The sequence below is a fragment of the Vibrio sp. R10-SF1-ISO8 genome (assembly GCF_059833805.1).
This window is the reverse complement of record NZ_JCBDHL010000018.1, coordinates 223,950-242,601: the sequence shown is the minus strand read 5'-3', so window position 1 is coordinate 242,601 and position 18,652 is coordinate 223,950. Positions and strand designations below refer to the sequence as shown.

Genomic DNA, 18,652 nt, shown 5'->3' with positions numbered 1-18,652 from the left:
TTAGGAAATACCTGATGTCTACAGAAACGGTACTTGAAAGACCCCAGCTGGCTGAAGGCGGCTTACTGGATGAAATCATGGCGCAGACGAAAATCGCGCCAAGTGAAGATGGCTATGATATTGCCAAAAAGGGTGTAGCAGCCTTTATCGAAAATCTAATTGGTTCTGAGCAAGCTGAAGAAGCGGTGAACAAATCTCTTGTTGACCAAATGCTCGTTGAACTAGATAAAAAAATCAGTGCACAGATGGATGAAATCCTGCACGACAGCAAGTTCCAGCAAATGGAATCTTCTTGGCGAGGCCTTAAATTACTTGTTGATCGCACTGATTTTGGTGAAAACAACAAAATTGATCTTCTCCACGTAACCAAAGAAGAATTGTTAGAAGATTTCGAGTTTGCTCCAGAAACCACTCAGTCTGGTTTATACAAGCACGTTTATTCTTCAGGCTACGGTCAGTTTGGTGGTGAGCCTACTGGAGCAATTGTAGGTAACTTCGCATTTACTCCTTCTACACCAGACATGAAGCTTCTTCAATATATGGGTGCGCTAGGCGCGATGGCTCATGCTCCGTTTCTTTCAAGTGTTGGCCCTGAGTTTTTTGGCATCGATTCATTTGAAGAGCTACCAAATATTAAAGATGTTAAATCTATCTTTGAAAGCCCTAAATACACTAAGTGGCGCTCTTTGCGCGAATCAGAAGATGCACGTTACCTTGGTTTAACAGCCCCACGTTTCCTTCTGCGTGTACCGTACGATCCAACAGAAAACCCAATCAAATCTTTCAACTACTCCGAGAGTGTTGCTCAATCTCATGAGCACTACCTATGGGGCAATACAGCGTTTGCGTTTGCTACCCGTTTGACTGACAGCTTTGCCAAATACCGTTGGTGTCCAAATATCATTGGTCCACAAAGCGGCGGTGCAGTTGAAGATTTACCTGTACACGTATTTGAATCTATGGGTGCCCTGCAGGCCAAGATTCCTACCGAAGTGCTGATCACCGACCGTAAAGAATTTGAACTTGCTGAAGAAGGTTTCATTGCACTGACGATGCGTAAAGGCAGTGATAACGCGGCGTTTTTCTCTGCTAACTCTATCCAGAAGCCAAAAATCTTCCCGAATACTAAAGAAGGTAAAGAGGCAGAAACCAACTACAAACTGGGTACTCAACTGCCTTACATGATGATCATCAACCGCTTAGCGCACTACATCAAAGTATTGCAGCGTGAGCAAATTGGTTCGTGGAAAGAGCGTCAAGACTTAGAGCGAGAGCTAAATACTTGGATTAAGCAGTACGTAGCTGATCAGGAGAACCCGCCGGCAGACGTACGTAGTCGTCGCCCACTTCGCGCTGCGAAGATTGAAGTTGCTGATGTAGAAGGGAACCCAGGTTGGTATCAGGTTTCACTTTCTGTGCGTCCTCACTTCAAGTACATGGGTGCGAACTTTGAGCTGTCTCTGGTTGGTCGTTTAGATCAGGCTTAATTGATATGACGTACTTTGCACCAGAAGAAAGTACGTTTGGTGTTGGCTTCTTTGAACGCTTAGAAGCCAATTCCAATAACGTCTCTTTAACTCAAGGACCGGACCCGAGTGATGTACTAGAGTCGATTAAGCTCAATGTCTCCAAGATACTCAACACTCGTGTTGGTGGCTCTCAAAGCTCGCCGGAGTTAGGGCTAATCGATTTCAATGATGCGACTCTAGATACGCTTGATTTGTCTCTTAAGGTCAAACTTGCCATCCAAGATTGTTTATCCAACTTTGAGCCAAGGTTGAAAAACATCGAAGTTGCTGCCCATACCGATAGCTTTAGCCCCTTGTCTTTGCAGTTCAAGATTACAGCTCAGATCAATAGTGAAGCGATACATGATCGTGTTCAGATTAGTTTGTTACTAGATCAAAACAGAAAATACCGAGTGATTTAGGGATTATGACTCAAGATAAGTACTTCAGAGAGGAACTCGCCTTTTTAAAGGAGCAGGGGCGTGAATTCACTGAAATTCACCCACAGCTATCTCGCTTTCTCCACGGCAGAACCATGGATCCGGATGTAGAGCGTCTACTCGAAGGTTTTGCTTTCTTGACCGCTAGGCTCCGAGAAAAAGTGGAAGATGAATTCCCTGAACTCACTCATTCAATGATCAACATGCTTTGGCCCAATTATCTAAGGCCGATTCCAAGTATGAGTATTCTGGCATTCTCTCCGGATAAAAGTGTTAGTGAAAAACAGGTTATTCGTAAAGGGACACAAGTGGATAGTAAGCCTGTTTTTGGTACTAAGTGTCACTTCCAAACCTGTCGTGAGGTAGAGCTTTACCCATTGGGCTGTAACGATGTTAAGGCGCAACATACTCGTGAAGCGACAACCATTGATCTTACTTTAGATTTGCATGGTGATATCAATATCGGCAGCTCTATGCTTGATAATCTTCGCTTCTACTTGGGGGGAGATAAATATAGTTCTCAGATGCTTTATCTATGGCTAAATCACTACCTTGATAAAGTGAGCATCGATGTCAATGGCACTGAATTTCCGTTAGCAGAAGGCAACTTTAAGACGGTGGGGTTTGAGAGCGAAGACGCTTTGCTGCCTTATCCAACCAATGTTTATGAAGGCTATCGCATCTTGCAAGAGTACTTGTCATTTTCCGAGGCTTTTCATTTCTTTGATCTGTCAGGGCTTGATAGGGCGATTCCGAAAAGTGTATCAGGGCGGTTTACGATAAAGCTTCATTTCTCGAAGACTTTGCCTGTCGACGTGCGGGTGACCAAAGAAAACTTCCAGCTCTACTGTACGCCCATTATCAACTTGTTTGAGCATGATGCCGATCCAATCTCGCTCTCTGGTCGTCAGTCAGAATATCGAGTTGTACCCTCGAGCCGTTATCCATCTCACTATGAAGTGTTCAATATAGAAAGTGTGTCAGGGTGGCAAGACACCACATCGAAAGGTAAACGAATTCGAGGTGCAAAGCGTGTGTATTCCTCTTTTGAAAGTTTCCAACATGAAGTGGAAAGAGTCAGAAATAGAACAGCGCTTTACTACCGAGCACGAGTAAAGCAGAGCATAAGAGGAGATGGCTTTGAATCTTTCATCTCATTTGTTCGAAGTGATGAAACAACTTCTGTTGATGTTGATGAAGCTGTATCGATTAAATTGAATTGTACCAATCGACTGCTGCCTCTGGAGTTAGGAATTGGAGACATTTGCGAGCCAACCGATACGTCACCACCGTTTGCGACATTCGCTAACATCTCTGTGCCGTCTCAATCGCTTAGGCCAGTTTTGGATGGCAGTTTGCTATGGACATTGATTTCTAACTTATCGCTCAACTATTTGTCATTGTTATCAAAAGATGCCCTTAGCAGCGTCCTTAGAGCCTACGATTTTAAGGCTCTGGTCGACAGACAGGCTGAAAGAGTTTCTAGACAGCGTCTCGAAGCAATTCAAAAAATCGAATCGAAACCCGTAGATAAAATTCTTAGGGGACTGCCCGTACGTGGTCTTCAATCGACTTTATATATCGATCAGGCAGGGTTTGGCTCTGAAGGCGACTTATTCCTGTTTGGTACTGTTTTAAGCCATTTCTTTGCGTTGTACGCGAGCATTAACTCATTTCATGAACTGAATGTGGTCAATGTCACTAATCAAGAGAGGTATACATGGGGTACTCAGGCGGGGATGCAGCCACTGATTTAGTGGACCAAGCAGAACAGCCTGAGGAGGTTGTTATGCCAAGTGACGTCCATGATTACAATTTTTATCAACTGGTTGAGTTACTGCAAAAACTCAATGAGATGAACCCGGAGGGTGACGATTGGGAGCGCCAGTGCAAATTGGTGTTTAGTGCTAACCCAAGCTTAGGCTTTTCGCCCTCAGATGTAAGTCGTCTAGACACGCTCAACGACGAGAGAATGGTCATGATGACTAACTTTTTTGGTCTGTCTGGGGCGCAGTCACCACTACCAGGTTATGTGGTTGAGCAGCTATTAAATGAAGAACCTGGTGGATTCAAGAAGCCGTTTTTTGACTTCTTCAACAATCGCTTGATCAACTTAGTTTATCGAATCTGGCGTAAGTACCGCTACTTTGTACGTTTTCAGCCGGATGCACAGGATGATTTCTCAGCGCAGTTGCTTTCGCTAGTCGGTTTGGGATCTCCAGAATTGCGCGGAGATACCCCGATTAACTGGTGCAAGATGCTGGCTTACTCGGGAACGTTGGCTGGACGTAGTCGCTCTCCACAAGTGGTATCGGGGATCATTGCGCACTGCTTTGATCTCGAAGAAGTAGAGATCCGCCAATGGACAAGGCGTACCGTAAAAATTGACCCTTCACAGCAATCTCGCGTCGGAGGTGCAAACTCCCAGTTAGGTGTGACATCAATGGTTGGGGAATCAGTGGTCGACTGCAATGGTAAATTCACTATTTGCATTAAACAGTTATCGAGAAAGAAGTTCTCTGATTTTTTACCTTCAGGACAAGAGTACGGGCCGTTGTGCAAATTGGTTGAATTAATCTTACGTGAGCAAATGGCTTATGACCTAGAGCTAACAATGGACGATAACGAAGCGCCAGATTTCGTGTTAGGCAGTTCTGCGGATATTGCCCTTGGATGGACTTCATTCCTTGGATCCAGTGAACAAGAAAAAAGCGTACTAATTCAGGTAAGGCAGTAAAGATGGAAACGACTGAAACACTTAATTTAAATCTTTTGGTTATCAATGCGCAAAAGTTAGAGTCTGGGTTGACAGCGCTAATGCACTGGGATGCTAACGGCGGCGTGATTGGCTCGTCTACAGCTTCTGCATGGGTCCTTAAAGATTCCAGTGGGCGTATTTATCCAGAACATTGCGAAATCGTTATGTTTGATGGTGCCTTCTGCCTAAGAGATTTATGTGGTGAAACCTACATCAATGGTACAGAAATGCCGGTCGGTAAAGGGTTACTCGCGAAGTTGGTCCATAAAGATCAAATACAAATCGGACCTTACGAAATACGTGTCGCTTTAGGGGATCTAGAGGATGACAGCGCTACGGGGTCATTAACGAGCTTATTCGAAACCACACACTATGACCTGCTTTCAGATGAAGAACTCGATATCGAGCAAGATGATAAGAATGAGACAGATGAAAACGCAGAACCTTTGGCGGCACTGGATGAACTGATGGCAACCAATGATGAAGAGTCGCTGATTGGCGATGAGGTTTCCAAATCGCATGACGAGCTAGAACCTCAAGGATTAGTGCCTGAAGAAGATCTCACTTTAAGAGACCCCAATTTTACCGTGCAAGCTGACAGCGATAACGAGATTTCATCGTCAATGTCACTAAAACGAATTCTCAGTTTCGGCTTTGGTAGCAAGAAGCAGCCTAAGCAGCATAGCGCTAAATCAGACCGACAAGTATTCAATTCAGACCAAGCAGTAGAGCTTGAGTCTCAACAAACAACGACAAACAACGATTCAGAGGGCTTTCAAATGGATGAGCAAACACTAGATTTGCTAGAGGAAGAAGTAGCGAAGAGTATTCAACCAGAGCAGACGGCAGTTAAAAGCCCTGCGACGACAGGCGGGCATCTGTTAACGGGGCCAATGCTTAATGGTTTAGGAGCAAATGTTAACCATACTGACGACATTGAGCGTATGCATATGTTGTCACAGGAAATGGGTGAATCATTACAAGCCTGTATTCAAGGGATTTTAGATCTCCATCAACAGGTAAGTGAAGGGCGATTTGGTACCTTAAATCGCAACCTTCAGCCTATTGAAGATAATCCTCTTCGCCTTGGTCTGTCCTATGAAGAGACAATCAAAACGCTCTACGACTCCGAGAAAAGTGCTGTACACCTTTCAGCGCCCGCCGCCATTGAAGAGAGTTTAAAAAATGTACAAGCTCACAATGAAGCGATGCAGCATGCGACAGGCGAGGCGTTGACTCAAATTCTAGGTGCATTTTCACCACAAGTACTTCTGCGTCGATTCCAAAACTATAAGCGTTCACACCAAGACATCTCGCAAAACGGTGACGAGTGGGCGTGGAATATGTACTGCAATTACTACCAAGAACTGACATCACATCGTCAACAAGGTTTTGAAAAGTTGTTCTGGGAGATTTTTGAGCAAGCTTACGATAAAAAAATCCGCGAGAAACAGTTGGAGTTTTAAACGTGAGAAATTTGCTATGGATGTGCTTTCTCTCGATTTTTCTTACGGCTTGCAGTAGTGAACCTGAACCCTACGACCCGACTCAATTACCGACAAAAGTGACTTTCAGCATTGTTGCTCAAGAGGGAGTGAACCCAAGTATCTGGGGGCAGGCTTCTCCGGTAGAGATCCAGGTGTTCGAGCTGGTGGATGACTCGATGTTTATGTCATCGAGCTATGACCAGATGAAAGAAGATTATAAGAAAGCGCTGAAAAGTAACTTTGTCAAAAGTTACGACTACGTTTTGACTCCAGGTCAGTTCAAGTTCGTTAACGAAATAGAAGTTGATGAAGAGACCAACTATATCGGGATTATGGCTAACTTCTCTGATATCGAACTGAGTGAATGGAAAAAAGCTGTCAAAGTGTTGAACAAAGGTAGGGAGTATCACCTGTTGATGCTTCTTAGCGACTATGACGTCAAGTTGGAAAAGGTGGAATAAACAAGATGTTTTCACGAAATCGTGTTATTTGGAACGAAGGTTTGTTCATCAAACCACAGCATTTCCAACAACAGCAACGCTATACGGAATATTACATAGATGAGCGTTTAAGTTCTGTCAGTCGCTACTTGTATGGTGTTTCAGAGTTTTCTCTCAACCCAGAATATTTATCGTTTGGTCGTATCGCTATTGAGCGTGCCGTTGGCATCATGCCTGATGGAACGGCTTTTCGTATTCCTCAAGAAGATACGCTACCTGATGCGCTAGAAATTGATGACGCGTCTTTGGCTAACCAGCTAGTTTATTTAGCGATTCCTCTGCGCAGTGAGTCGTTGATGGAAATCAACTGGCCAGATATGCAAGGTACAGGCCGTTACGAAAGCCGCCGTCTTGAAGTGCGCGATGTCCATACCGTGCAAGGTGATATGACGACCATAGATGTGTCACCAATGCGAATCCAACTCATGTTGGAAAAAGAAGACAGAAGTGCTTATGCATCGATGGCAGTGGGGCGCATTCTAGAGAAACGACCAGATGGTAGTGTGGTCATGGATCCTGATTTTATTCCATGTCATCTCAATGTCGTTGGCAATTTGGCGTTGCACCGTTTCGTTAATGAGATATCTGGTTTGATGCGTGAGCGAGCCAAAAACATCGCTCAACGTATTAGCTCTCCATCTCAAGGCGGTGTTGCTGATGTGTCGGACTTTATGTTGCTACAAGCGCTAAACCGTTTACAGCCGCAAATTCAGCATTTGGCAGAGCTTAGAAGCCTACACCCTGAGCGTTTATTTGAGTGCTTGTCTACTATTGCGGGTGAGTTAGCCACCTTTACTGACGAAAGTCGTTTACCACCTAAAGCGATAAGTTACAACCACGACATGCCAACAGAGTCTTTTTGGCCGTTGATCCGTAATCTACGTCAGTCTCTCAGTGTGGTTCTTGAGCCAAGAGCCGTATCTATTCAGTTAGATAAACGTAAGTACGGCTTGATGGTTGCACCGATTCAAGACCCTCAATTAATGGAGACGGCAGATTTCATCATTGCTGTTAAGGCTCGTATGCCAATGGATGAGCTGCGCCGTCAGTTTACTCAACAAACGAAAGTTTCTTCAGTTGAGAAAATTCGTGAGCTTATTTCATTGCAATTACCGGGTATCCCTTTGGTGGTGTTGCCGGTTGCTCCTCGTCAATTGCCATACCACGCTGGCTATACCTATTACCAACTTGATAAATCGAGCAGTGAGTGGGAGATGCTAACGCACTCTAGTGGATTTGCTTTCCATGTTGCTGCTGCCTTTGAAGAACTCGACCTTCAGTTCTGGGCCATTAGGAGTTAATCCATGGATATCAATAAAAAAGAGAGTAAGTACAGCAGCTTACTTTTCGATGATGTAGAAAAAATAAACCATGATCAGGATTATTGGTTTCAACTTAGAGGGAGTTTGTCTAACCCTTTAATTGATGCAGCGACGCCACTGCTAGGCTTGTCACTGCGTGTTAGACAGTTGTCTGAGTGCGAAAATATTGAAGCGATTTACGAGCAAACGATTGAAGAGATTAAAACCATCGAAATTGAGCTCACTGAGCAGGGCTTCGAACATGCAGTATTGATGGCTTACCGCTACATCTTATGTACGTTTCTAGATGAAGCGGTAATGGGAACCGAGTGGGGTTCTTCCACGGTCTGGGCTGAGCACTCGATGCTGTCACGCTTCCATAATGAAACCTGGGGTGGAGAAAAGGTTTTTACCATTCTGAAACGATTAGAGGCGGAACCGCAGCAATACAAACCACTGCTTGAGTTTATCTACCAGTGCCTAGTTTTGGGTTTTGAAGGCAAATATCGTGTTATTGAGTCAGGCAAGTTAGAGCGAGAAAAAGTCATTGCTCACTTACATAAACTGATTAATCAAGATCAAGAAGTCGATATCGCTCATTTAACCAGTGCGACTGAACACGTTGTGCGTTCGAAATACAAGCTAAGCAAGCAAATCCCATTATGGTCGATTTTTGCTGGTTTTGTATTGCTTTGGGTCGGGACTTTCCTTGGTTATAGCTACCTACTACACGTCAAAACCAGTGACGTTATCGAACAACTAAATCAAATCTTATAAATAGAATAATTAAAGGCTAGGTGATTGCCGTGATACGTATTGAACTACCGACACTAATCTCAAAACTAAATGAACAAAGTAAGCTTGCACTAGAACAAGCTGCGACCGTGTGTATGGAGCGCCAGCACAGTGAAATTACGTTTGAACATTACCTTGAGGTTCTTTTAGACAACCCTCTTTCAGATATTCGAGTCATTTTTAAGCAGTCTGAACTGGCGATGGACGATGTTAAGCAAGCCATATCCAGTAGCTTTGTGCGTGATCAGTCTTTAGATAGCTACCCTGCGTTTTCTCCATTACTTGTTGAACTTCTTCAAGAAGCTTGGTTGCTGTCGACGACAGAACTGAATCAAACGGAACTTCGCTCTGGTGCGATTCTGCTTGCCGCTTTAACTCGCGCGGATCGCTACATGGAGCAGAAGCTGGTTCGTCTATTGGATGTGATTAACCGAGAAAGTTTGAAAAAGCACTTCGATGTGATTTTGTCAGAATCTTCAGAAACCCAAGTGGTTGAACAAACCAAGGGTGCTTTACCGACAAACGCCAATGCAGATACCTCTGTTTTAGCAAAGTACTGTACAAATGTGACCGAGCAAGCGCGTCAGGACGAGTTAGACCCTGTTCTCTGCCGTGAAAGTGAAATCAATTTGATGATTGATATCCTCTGCCGTCGTCGTAAAAACAACCCTATTGTGGTCGGTGATGCAGGTGTTGGTAAAAGTGCCATGATCGAAGGACTAGCACTTCGTGTCGTAGCAGGCACAGTGCCTATGCAGCTTCAAGGTGTTGAGCTCTATTCTCTAGACTTGGGGCTACTGCAAGCAGGCGCGTCAGTGAAAGGTGAATTTGAAAAGCGCTTAAAAGGGGTAATTGATGCCATTAAGCACTCTCCAAAGCCAATCATCTTATTTATCGATGAAGCTCATACCTTGATCGGTGCCGGAAACCAAGAAGGTGGTGGTGATGCGGCTAACTTGCTTAAGCCTGCTTTGGCTCGTGGTGAGCTATCGACCATTGCTGCTACCACATGGAAAGAGTACAAAAAGTATTTCGAAAAAGACCCAGCGTTAACGCGTCGATTCCAACTGGTTAAGCTTGACGAACCAAGTGTAGAGCAAGCGGTGGACATTCTGCGTGGGCTGAACTCGGTATACGAGAAAACTCATGATGTTCTTATTACCGATGACGCGCTAAAAGCAGCAGCTGAACTTTCTGTACGTTATATCTCAGGTAGACAGTTACCGGATAAAGCGATTGATGTTCTTGATACGGCTTGCGCACGGATTGCTATTAACCTAACGGCACCGCCAAAACGTTTGGCATTTATTGAAACTGCGTGTCATCAACGCCAACTTGAAATTGATATGCTCGAGCGTGCTCAGCTATTGGGCAAAGATGTTAATCAACAAAGACTTGATGAACTCAAAACAGAAGAAGTCGCTGACGGGCAAGAACGTGAACGTTTAACCGAGCAGTGGCAGCAACAAAAGCAATTAGTTGAAGAGATTATTGAACTTAGAGCTTCACTCAATGAAGTCAACGGTGAAGAGCCGCTTACTGAAGAGCAACGCAGTGAAACTCTAGCTCAAATTCGTACTAAGTATGAAGAGTTAGAAGCGATTCCACATGATGAACGTTTGATCCACCCTCAAGTTGACGCCCAGCAGGTGGCTGAGGTGATCGCTGACTGGACGGGTGTGCCTGTCGACCAGATGAACAGTGACGAGCTACACAAGATCACTCACCTTACTTCGATTCTTGGTGAAGCCATTAAAGGGCAAGATGTGGCGATTAAACGCGTTCATAAACATCTTCTGACTGCTCGAGCTGATTTGCGTCGACCAGGTCGTCCGAAGGGGGCATTCTTACTTGTTGGGCCTAGTGGGGTTGGTAAAACCGAAACCGTTGTTCAGCTTGCTCAAAACCTTTACGGAGGTAAGCAGTTCCTGACGACGATTAATATGTCAGAGTACCAAGAAAAGCATACTGTATCACGCTTGATCGGCTCTCCTCCGGGTTATGTTGGATATGGTGAAGGTGGTGTACTGACCGAAGCAATCCGCAAGATGCCATATTCTGTTGTCCTGCTTGATGAAGTTGAGAAAGCGCATCCAGAAGTACTCAATCTTTTCTATCAAGCGTTTGATAAGGGCGAGCTTGCCGACGGCGAAGGTCGCTTAATTGATTGTCAAAACATTGTATTTTTCCTTACCTCAAACTTAGGCTTCCAGACGATTGTTGATCATGAAGAGAAGTTAGATGAACTCGATGATGCGCTTTATCCTGAGCTAGCAGCCTTCTTCAAACCTGCATTGCTTGCTCGTATGGAAGTGATTCCTTACATGCCACTCAACCCAGAAGTTCTAGAGCAAATTGTGCGTGGCAAACTGACTCGTCTAGAGAAACTGTTTAGAGAACGTTACGACGCTGAAGTGGTTATTGAAGACTCGTTGATCGATGAAATCCTGTCGAGAGCAACGCGTTCTGAAAATGGCGCTCGTATGCTCGAGGCAATTATCGAAGGCCAACTGCTTCCGCCAATATCACTGGCCCTATTGAATAAGCTTTCTGAGCAGCAACCAATCACACGGATTTATTTAGCAGCTCAAGACGGTGAGTTTATCGGAGAGGTAGAGTAGCTATGTCTAATTGGCTAGAACGAGTGACTGACCTAATCGGAATCAAAACCAAACATGAGCTTACGGCGAAGTTTGCAGTGATTCTTAGTGATGAACTCAGTCTATCACAATGCTTGATTCTAATGCCGACATCAGATGGTCGTCGATTGGTACCTCATGAAGGTCAAATCGACGCGTCTTGGGCAGTGAATGACTTAAACAATCCATTTGCGCATGTACTCCAAAGCGCGAAGAGTATGTCGCTCACTGCCGATGAACTTTTATTTTGGCAATCCGATCGAGCATTTGCTGAATTAGTGTCAAATGTTGGTATGTTTGAAAGTGTCTGCATTCAACCTTTACCACTGCGTTCCAATCAGGTTCAGCTCGTGTTGTTTATGTTGGGTGATGAGGGAGCCATTTCTAAAGCGTTTAACAATGCAGATGGCATCAAATTTATTGATGTATTTACTAAGCAGTGGAATTTGCTTGAAGAAATGGAGCGTGAGCAACGAGATATTCAAGTGCTTACTGAGTCATTAAATGACATGCAGCGAGATACCAAGCAAAGAGATCAAGCCGATCAACTTTCTCAGTCCCTGATTGGTCAGAGCCCAGTGATGCAGAGGTTACGTCAGCAGATAGTCAGTGCAGCTGAATCTCAGTTATCCGTTATGGTGCAAGGTGATACGGGGACAGGTAAAGAGTTAGTCGCTCAAGCTATTCACCAGCTATCGAGCCGCAATTCAGAGCCTTTAGTGGCGATCAACTGTGCGGCGATTCCAGAAAACTTGCTCGAAAGTGAACTGTTTGGGTATTCCAAAGGGGCGTTCTCTGGGGCTGAGTCGGATAGAAAAGGCTTAATTGCACAGGCAGATGGTGGAACACTGTTCTTGGATGAAATCGGTGATATGCCGCTGTCTCTTCAGGCGAAGTTACTCCGTGTTCTCGAGACAAAACAGTTCAGACCTATCGGTGGTAAAGAGGAGCTCAGTTCAGACTTTCGCCTTGTTTCTGCAACCCACGTTAACCTGCTTGCTCAGGTGAGAAATAAACAGTTTAGGCAAGATCTATACTACCGCTTGTTCCAGTATCCGTTGACGTTACCCAAACTATCTGAGCGTCTTGAGGATATTGATCTTTTAAGCCAGCACTTTGTCAAAGAGTTCAACTTACAACATGGTACGCAGATTCGTGGTTTGCACTATCGAGCGTTAGATTGCTTAAAACAATACACTTTCCCTGGCAATGTGCGTGAGCTAAAGCACTTAATTGAATTTGGCTGTGCTCAATGTCGCGATGAGTTAGAAGTCAGTGAAGGAAGCTTTGCCAATCGTATTGCCTGCCTCAACTTTGAGTTACAAAGTGCGGAGCAGCCAGCCATGACTCAAGCACTTTCTCAATCGACATTTATTACTGATAACCCATACCCAGCACAACAAGGTGATTTCTCAGCTATCAACGATTTGAAACAAGCCATGAATGACTACGAGGAAAGTATCATTCGCGAGCGTTTAAATCAGTTCTCTGGTGATAGAGGCAAGGCTGCAAAAAGCTTGGGTATTCCCAAGCGAACGCTTGCTTATAAATGCCAAAAGCTGGAGATCAAAGCTGTATGAAGATGCTGAACTCGCTTGCTTTGGTGTTTACCGCCAGTGTGTTTGCAACAGGAGTTAGTGCTGCGGATACAACGACTACTATGCTGCTAGAAAAAGCGCAGCAATGCACCTCTATATCAGAGCGGTTAGAACGCTTGAGCTGTTTTGACGAGGCATTCCAAACGCCAACAGTGTCGAATCTTGCGGTTAAGTCTGATGATAGACCGCCCGCCTGGCATACCGCGTTTGATAGCTCGAAAGGGAATGGGCCTTTGAATGTTGTTGAGAAAGGTACCGAGAAAGAAGGGGATGCTTGGGTCACTGTAACGGCTAAGCATTCTGATGGAGTACCTTCCCCTGTTCTGATGATGAGTTGTATCAACAAAATTAGTCGTATCGAACTGGCGCTTCCTCAAGCGATGGAAGATGCTCGAATTAGAGTCTCTGTGGCTGGTGGTCCTAATCAAAGCTGGAGAAGTGATGATATTGGTGTGTTGTTCTCTTCGGCACGAGGAGTTCCTGCGATATCGATGATGAAGGTGATGGCTAGGGAATCAAGACTGACTTTGCGCTCAAACTCACCGGTAGTTGATGGATTGCAATTCGATACCACAGGGTTAAGCCAAGCTTTAAAACCATTACGTTCAAGGTGTGGGTGGTAGCGATGGAATTGACCCAATACCGAACAAGCATAGTTAGACCGATTAGTAGCGAATCTCCAGTGGGCGAAAGGCTACTAGATGAGCCTTTGTTTGACTTTGTTGAAGACCAAATGATGAAGGTGGGCTCTCTTTCTCATGCCAGTGTTCAATGGCAAGAAGTAGAGCACAGCGCAATTACCCTTCTAAATGAGAAGAGTAAAGACATCAAACTGCTGGTGTATTTACTTCAGTGTTTGCATAACCAACTAACGCCTAGCCGCTTTATTACCTCATTTGGAGTGATGAGCGACTTCATAGAGCACTACTGGAATGATTGCTTTCCAGCGCCAGGCAAAAGAGGCAACTTACCGCGCAGAAAATTCTTCAGCCAAATGTGTCAGCGATTCTCAATGGCCGTTGATAAATTTGACTTTGCCAGTCTAGACAGCCAAGACAGAGAAGAGCTCCAGCAAGCCGTGGAATGTTGGCAGAAAACGATAGAAGCCAATGAACTCTCTTCTGACGTCGCTGAGTCTGTTGCGCTGACGATAGTCAATCAGCTCAAACGAGCTCAAGAGCGAGAGAAGCAGCAACAAAGCACGGCACAGGCTGTTTCGTCTCATTCTGCTTCATCACAAACGCCTGCAGCCACTGCACCTGCTCTATCCGTTGATAACTCAAGTGATAAAGCGGCGAAACAAACCTTGTTGAAAGTGGCTGAGTATCTGTCTGAACAAGAGTCGGGAAGCGCTTTGGCAATTCGAGTTCGTCGGCACGCTCTATGGGGCGCTATCACAGCCTTGCCTGACCATGACACACACGGCAAAACCTTGCTTCGCGGCATGCAAACGGAGCGAGTGAAAGAGTATCAAGATCAGTTGAAGCAACCCGATCTCGCATTATGGAGAAAGGTCGAACAGAGTTTGACGATTGCGCCGTATTGGTTTGATGGTCAGTTAATGAGTCACGATATTGCTAAAGCGCTCGGTCAAGAGAGCTGGTGTCAGGCTATTCGTGAAGAAACTCAATCATTTGTCGAACGCTTTCCAAGTGTCTCTGAGCTCAAGTTTAAAGATGGCGCACCATTTTTGACGGACTCAGTGCGTGATTGGTTAGGTAGTAGTGAGATGACTTCTTCAGGTGGCAATGTTTCAGGGAGTTGGCAGGAACAACGTGAAGAAGCCTTCAGTCTTGCTAAAGAGGGCGGGATTGCGGTTGCGATGTCGATGCTCAATGACGGGCTTGTCGCGGCGACTGAGCCTCGCGACCGTTTTTACTGGCGTTTGTTAAGCGCAGATCTTCTGCAACACAATCACTTGGATGCCATGGCCAAAGAACAGTATCAAACATTGAAACAAGAAATTATGCAGACGAGCGTCACCGATTGGGAGCCGTCTTTAATAGAACAACTAGAACGAAATACAGCGTCAGATTAAGCAAAGGGACTATCCATGTGGAAAAGTATCATTGGGATTGTTAAGAAATTGAAGCCGGGTATAGCAGCTGCCCTTCCTATTTTGCTGTTCACTCTATTTATACTACTCAACGTTGCCATCTGGTGGGTGGGTCCTTGGCTAGAATTTAGAGGCACCAAGCCGCTTGAAACGCTGATGGCTCGTGGTATGGCGAGTGCACTATTTGTCTTGCTTTCCTTATCTGGGTGGGGAATTTGGCAGTGGCGCAAGCTGCAAGGTTTCAAAAGTCAGCAAAAGCGTGAAGAGCAGCTAAAACTCGACCCAATCACGGTATATGAAGAGCGTCAGGAAGCTGAGCTTAATGATGTGATGCAAGAGATGAAGCAAAGTCTCAATACACGCAATTACCTCTATTCCTTGCCTTGGTATTTGGTACTTGGTCTTGAGAATGCGGGCAAAACGAGTTTGATCAATCGCTCGGGCCAGAACTTTGCCCTTTCGTCCGTTATGCGTGCGTCTGGGCAGAAGAGCGAGAACCCGTACTCTTTTGATTGGTGGATTGGTGACGAGTCAGTATTGATCGATCCTGATGGCGAACTGCTTACTCAGGGAAATCGCAATGAAGACAATGATGGTGAACTAGAACGCCGTTTATGGCTAAACTTCGTTAACTGGTTAGAAAAAACACGCAGCCGGAGACCTTTAAACGGTATTGTTCTCGCGCTTGATGTTTCTCACCTAGCCACATCAACTGCATCTGAGCGTAAAGCTTACGCGAACCTTCTGCGCGCGCGTATTCGTGAGCTGATGGAAACACTAGCAACTCGATTGCCAGTCTATATTACTTTGACCAAGCTTGATTTACTGTATGGATTTGAACCTTTCTTCAAACATTACTCAAAGTCACAGCGCGATGAGGTGTTGGGTTTCACTTTCTCGTTGGAATCGGTTGATAATTTAGATCATTGGTTAGAAGAGTTTTCGAAAGACTACGGGCAGTTTGTATCAAAGATCAACGAGCTTTTCCCGCATGCCGTCGCTGAGCCGCTAGAACAAGAAGAACGTGATGCTATCTATAGCTTTACGCGTCAGATGTCTGGCTTACAAGATATCCTTAAAGAGTTTTTCCAAGACGCTTTATCGAGTGATCAATTCTCTACTTCTGCATTGGTCCGTGGTGCTTATTTTACGTCGGTTTATCAGCAAGGGGTGCCAAGCAACGCATTTGGTGATTCTGCATCACGCCGATACGGTTTATCACACGCGGTAAATAAAGCGCAAAATGCTAAAAACTCGACGGTTTATTTTACTCAACAACTGTTTAGTAACATCATCTATCCGGAAGCAGGGTTGGCTTCGGACAACTTCCGTGTTGCCAAACATAAACGCCGTTTAATGGGGCTCTCATTCACGGCTTGTATGGTGGTCACTGTGCTGTTAGTCGGTACTTGGCACCGTTACTACTTGGCCAATGTCAACCAATCAGATGCCGTCTTGACCAAAGTGAATGAGTATAAAGCCCAGTACCCGTCTAACCTTTCTTTGGCTTCTCAGAAAGATATTCTTGAGCCGTTAAATAAGATTCGACAGGCGACGTTGGAATTTGGTTTCTTCCGCGAAAAGCCTCGTTACATCTCCGATTTTGGTCTTTATCAGGGGCATACGATCGGCCCTATGGTTGAAGATACGTATCTGAATTTGCTAGAGAATCGATTCTTGCCTCTGCTGATGGCTGATGTTGTTGTTGCTCTTGAGCAGGCGGACAATGAAGAAGAGAAACTCGCCGTTCTGCGTGTCTACCGAATGATGGTTGATAAGAGCGGTCGCTACAAAGACTATGTATTGGATTATTTTGGCAAGTACTGGCAGAGCGCGTTTGCGGGTCAAAAACAGGTGCAAGGTGAGTTATTAGATCACTTAGATTATGCCATGCGCCACACGGATCTTGCTGGTGCAAGAGAGCAAGGTGATGAGTTCGCAGAGCGAGTGATGAAACCTTACGATCGTACGATTGCGAGTGTCCAAGCTGAGCTAAGTACTATGCCTAACGATCAACGTGTTTATCGAAACCTTAAGTTGAATGCACAAACGGTACTTGGTCCTGCGATTAGCATTCGTAATCTTGTCGGTCCTATCTTTGATATCGTCTTTGAAGAGCGAGTCGCGAACAGCAGTTTGTATATTCCACAGATGCTGACCAAAGAAGGTTTTGAAAGCTACTTTATGCCACGTTCAGAGTCAGTCTCTGAGCTAGCCCTGATTGATAGTTGGGTATTAGGTCAGTCGAAAACGGCGCAGTTTAGCGAAGCAGATAAACAAGTACTGCGTGAAAAGATCCGTAATTTGTATGTCGCCGACTATGTGAATACGTGGAGAGCGGCATTGAATGATATCGATATGAAGTATTTCGGTGATATTAACGATGCGGTCATGGTGTTAGAGAACCTAACCGGTAACGTTGAGCCGATGCAGCGCTTACTCAGAACGCTAGAGAACAATACTCAGGTCATCGCAGGTCTAGACCCTGATAGTGACGCAGGTGAAGAACTACTAAAGAGCGCTAAGTATAAAGTGGCTTCAAGCATTCAATCTCCGTTTGCGGAACTGAACTTAATGTTGAAGCCAGTGGGAGACCAACCGGCTTACATAAATGAAGTGCTCGCATCTGTCGATGAGTTGAAAACATACTTAAAAGCGATTCAAGAATCGCCGGATGTGGGAATGGCAGCGCTTGATGCGACCAAGGCTCGGGTCAAGTTAGTCAGTGCTGACCCAATCTATACGCTGAAACGAATTTCTTCTGGTTTACCAAGGCCACTCGATAGCATGGTCGCTAAGCTTGCGGATGAGAGCTGGTATGTGGTGAAGCAAGAGGCGATTAAACACCTAGAAGTTCGTTGGTATGAGGATGTTTATAAACCTTACTACACTAAGTTGGCGAGTCGTTATCCGTTTAACACGCAATCGAAGAAAGATGTTGCACTGGAAGATTTTGAGTCCTTCTTTGCGCCAAAAGGGACGCTAGATAACTTCTACAACAACCAGTTGAAGGTGTTTATTGAAGAAAACATTGCGGTTGATGAATACGATACTGCTCAATCGATCATTCGCCCAGAGGTCTTGGCGCAGATCGAACAAGCACAAAGAATTCGTCAGGCATTCTTCAATCGCAAAGGGATTTTGGACGTCAATTTCTCGGTTGAACCGCTTCAGTTAAGTGGTAATAAGCGTCGAAGTGTTTTGAATGTTGACGGCCAGTACCTCACATACAGTCATGGTCCTCGTGAAGGTGTGGAGTTGATTTGGCCAAATACGTTGCGTGACTCTGCGGTGTCTAAGGTGACCTTAGTGCCGACTAAGTCTAACTTGTCGCCTAGAAGCATCAATATCAAAGGGCCTTGGGCATTCTTCCGTTTGTTAGAAGAAGGCAACGTCATGTCGGCAAGTAAGACGTCGGTTGATTACCGATTTGCCGTGGATGGTGGTGACATGATCTATCGCATCAACGCAGAATCAGATGCTAACCCATTCACTGAACGCCTGTTTAAATCGTTCAAACTCTCTAAGACTCTTTATTAAAACATTATAACAATCAAAGGAGCGAGGTGA

Annotated in this window: 13 protein-coding genes; all 13 read left to right on the top strand. The window is 45.0% G+C overall.

Annotated features, from left to right (window positions below; genetic code table 11):
* Positions 1 to 11 precede the first annotated feature (11 nt).
* Genes tssC through tssM form a run of 13 tightly spaced genes read left to right on the top strand, consistent with a single transcriptional unit; the run spans position 12 to position 18,622 of the window.
* Positions 12 to 1,487, top strand: coding sequence for a type VI secretion system contractile sheath large subunit (gene tssC / locus AC6R00_RS14405; protein WP_500640908.1), 1,476 nt, complete (start codon positions 12 to 14; stop codon positions 1,485 to 1,487).
* A gap of 5 nt (positions 1,488 to 1,492) precedes the next feature.
* Entirely contained in the window at positions 1,493 to 1,930 is a 438-nt protein-coding gene (tssE, locus tag AC6R00_RS14400; RefSeq protein WP_500640858.1) for a type VI secretion system baseplate subunit TssE, read from the top strand.
* Positions 1,931 to 1,935: 5 nt separating this feature from the next.
* Entirely contained in the window at positions 1,936 to 3,705 is a 1,770-nt protein-coding gene (gene tssF, locus AC6R00_RS14395; protein WP_500640857.1) for a type VI secretion system baseplate subunit TssF, read from the top strand.
* A complete protein-coding gene (gene tssG / locus AC6R00_RS14390; protein WP_500640856.1) occupies positions 3,669 to 4,685 on the top strand; it encodes a type VI secretion system baseplate subunit TssG in 1,017 nt (338 codons plus the stop codon). The genes tssF and tssG overlap by 37 nt, the downstream gene beginning before the upstream one ends.
* 2 nt (positions 4,686 to 4,687) lie before the next feature.
* On the top strand, positions 4,688 to 6,172 hold the full coding sequence (tagH, locus tag AC6R00_RS14385; protein WP_500640855.1) for a type VI secretion system-associated FHA domain protein TagH: 1,485 nt from the start codon (positions 4,688 to 4,690) through the stop codon (positions 6,170 to 6,172).
* A 2-nt stretch (positions 6,173 to 6,174) separates the two neighbouring features.
* Positions 6,175 to 6,654 carry a type VI secretion system lipoprotein TssJ gene (gene tssJ, locus AC6R00_RS14380; RefSeq protein WP_500640854.1) on the top strand — a complete coding sequence of 160 codons (480 nt, stop codon included), beginning with the start codon at positions 6,175 to 6,177 and terminating at the stop codon, positions 6,652 to 6,654.
* A gap of 5 nt (positions 6,655 to 6,659) precedes the next feature.
* Positions 6,660 to 7,994 carry a type VI secretion system baseplate subunit TssK gene (gene tssK / locus AC6R00_RS14375; RefSeq protein ID WP_500640853.1) on the top strand — a complete coding sequence of 445 codons (1,335 nt, stop codon included), beginning with the start codon at positions 6,660 to 6,662 and terminating at the stop codon, positions 7,992 to 7,994.
* 3 nt (positions 7,995 to 7,997) lie between these two features.
* Positions 7,998 to 8,771, top strand: a complete 774-nt coding sequence (gene icmH, locus AC6R00_RS14370; RefSeq protein ID WP_171382080.1) for a type IVB secretion system protein IcmH/DotU — start codon at positions 7,998 to 8,000, stop codon at positions 8,769 to 8,771.
* 29 nt (positions 8,772 to 8,800) lie between these two features.
* On the top strand, positions 8,801 to 11,410 hold the full coding sequence (tssH, locus tag AC6R00_RS14365; RefSeq protein ID WP_500640852.1) for a type VI secretion system ATPase TssH: 2,610 nt from the start codon (positions 8,801 to 8,803) through the stop codon (positions 11,408 to 11,410).
* 2 nt (positions 11,411 to 11,412) lie between these two features.
* Positions 11,413 to 13,008 (top strand): sigma-54 interaction domain-containing protein, encoded by a 1,596-nt coding sequence (locus tag AC6R00_RS14360; RefSeq protein ID WP_500640851.1) that lies wholly within the window; start codon positions 11,413 to 11,415, stop codon positions 13,006 to 13,008.
* Complete coding sequence (gene vasI, locus AC6R00_RS14355) at positions 13,005 to 13,649, top strand: type VI secretion system-associated protein VasI (RefSeq protein ID WP_500640850.1); 645 nt, start codon at positions 13,005 to 13,007, stop codon at positions 13,647 to 13,649. The genes AC6R00_RS14360 and vasI overlap by 4 nt, the downstream gene beginning before the upstream one ends.
* 2 nt (positions 13,650 to 13,651) lie before the next feature.
* The gene (tssA, locus tag AC6R00_RS14350) at positions 13,652 to 15,064 is read left to right on the top strand and encodes a type VI secretion system protein TssA (RefSeq protein WP_500640849.1); all 1,413 of its coding nucleotides are present in this window, start codon (positions 13,652 to 13,654) and stop codon (positions 15,062 to 15,064) included.
* Positions 15,065 to 15,079: 15 nt separating this feature from the next.
* On the top strand, positions 15,080 to 18,622 hold the full coding sequence (gene tssM, locus AC6R00_RS14345) for a type VI secretion system membrane subunit TssM (RefSeq protein ID WP_500640848.1): 3,543 nt from the start codon (positions 15,080 to 15,082) through the stop codon (positions 18,620 to 18,622).
* Positions 18,623 to 18,652 lie beyond the last annotated feature (30 nt).

What these genes read in the sequence shown, in the direction of transcription:
- tagH (WP_500640855.1), top strand. Translation starts at nt 4,688, where the DNA reads ATGGAAACGACTGAAACACTTAATTTAAATCTTTTGGTTATCAATGCG.
- vasI (WP_500640850.1), top strand. Translation starts at nt 13,005, where the DNA reads ATGAAGATGCTGAACTCGCTTGCTTTGGTGTTTACCGCCAGTGTGTTT.
- tssF (WP_500640857.1), top strand. Translation starts at nt 1,936, where the DNA reads ATGACTCAAGATAAGTACTTCAGAGAGGAACTCGCCTTTTTAAAGGAG.
- AC6R00_RS14360 (WP_500640851.1), top strand. Translation starts at nt 11,413, where the DNA reads ATGTCTAATTGGCTAGAACGAGTGACTGACCTAATCGGAATCAAAACC.
- icmH (WP_171382080.1), top strand. Translation starts at nt 7,998, where the DNA reads ATGGATATCAATAAAAAAGAGAGTAAGTACAGCAGCTTACTTTTCGAT.
- tssA (WP_500640849.1), top strand. Translation starts at nt 13,652, where the DNA reads ATGGAATTGACCCAATACCGAACAAGCATAGTTAGACCGATTAGTAGC.
- tssK (WP_500640853.1), top strand. Translation starts at nt 6,660, where the DNA reads ATGTTTTCACGAAATCGTGTTATTTGGAACGAAGGTTTGTTCATCAAA.
- tssG (WP_500640856.1), top strand. Translation starts at nt 3,669, where the DNA reads ATGGGGTACTCAGGCGGGGATGCAGCCACTGATTTAGTGGACCAAGCA.
- tssM (WP_500640848.1), top strand. Translation starts at nt 15,080, where the DNA reads ATGTGGAAAAGTATCATTGGGATTGTTAAGAAATTGAAGCCGGGTATA.
- tssE (WP_500640858.1), top strand. Translation starts at nt 1,493, where the DNA reads ATGACGTACTTTGCACCAGAAGAAAGTACGTTTGGTGTTGGCTTCTTT.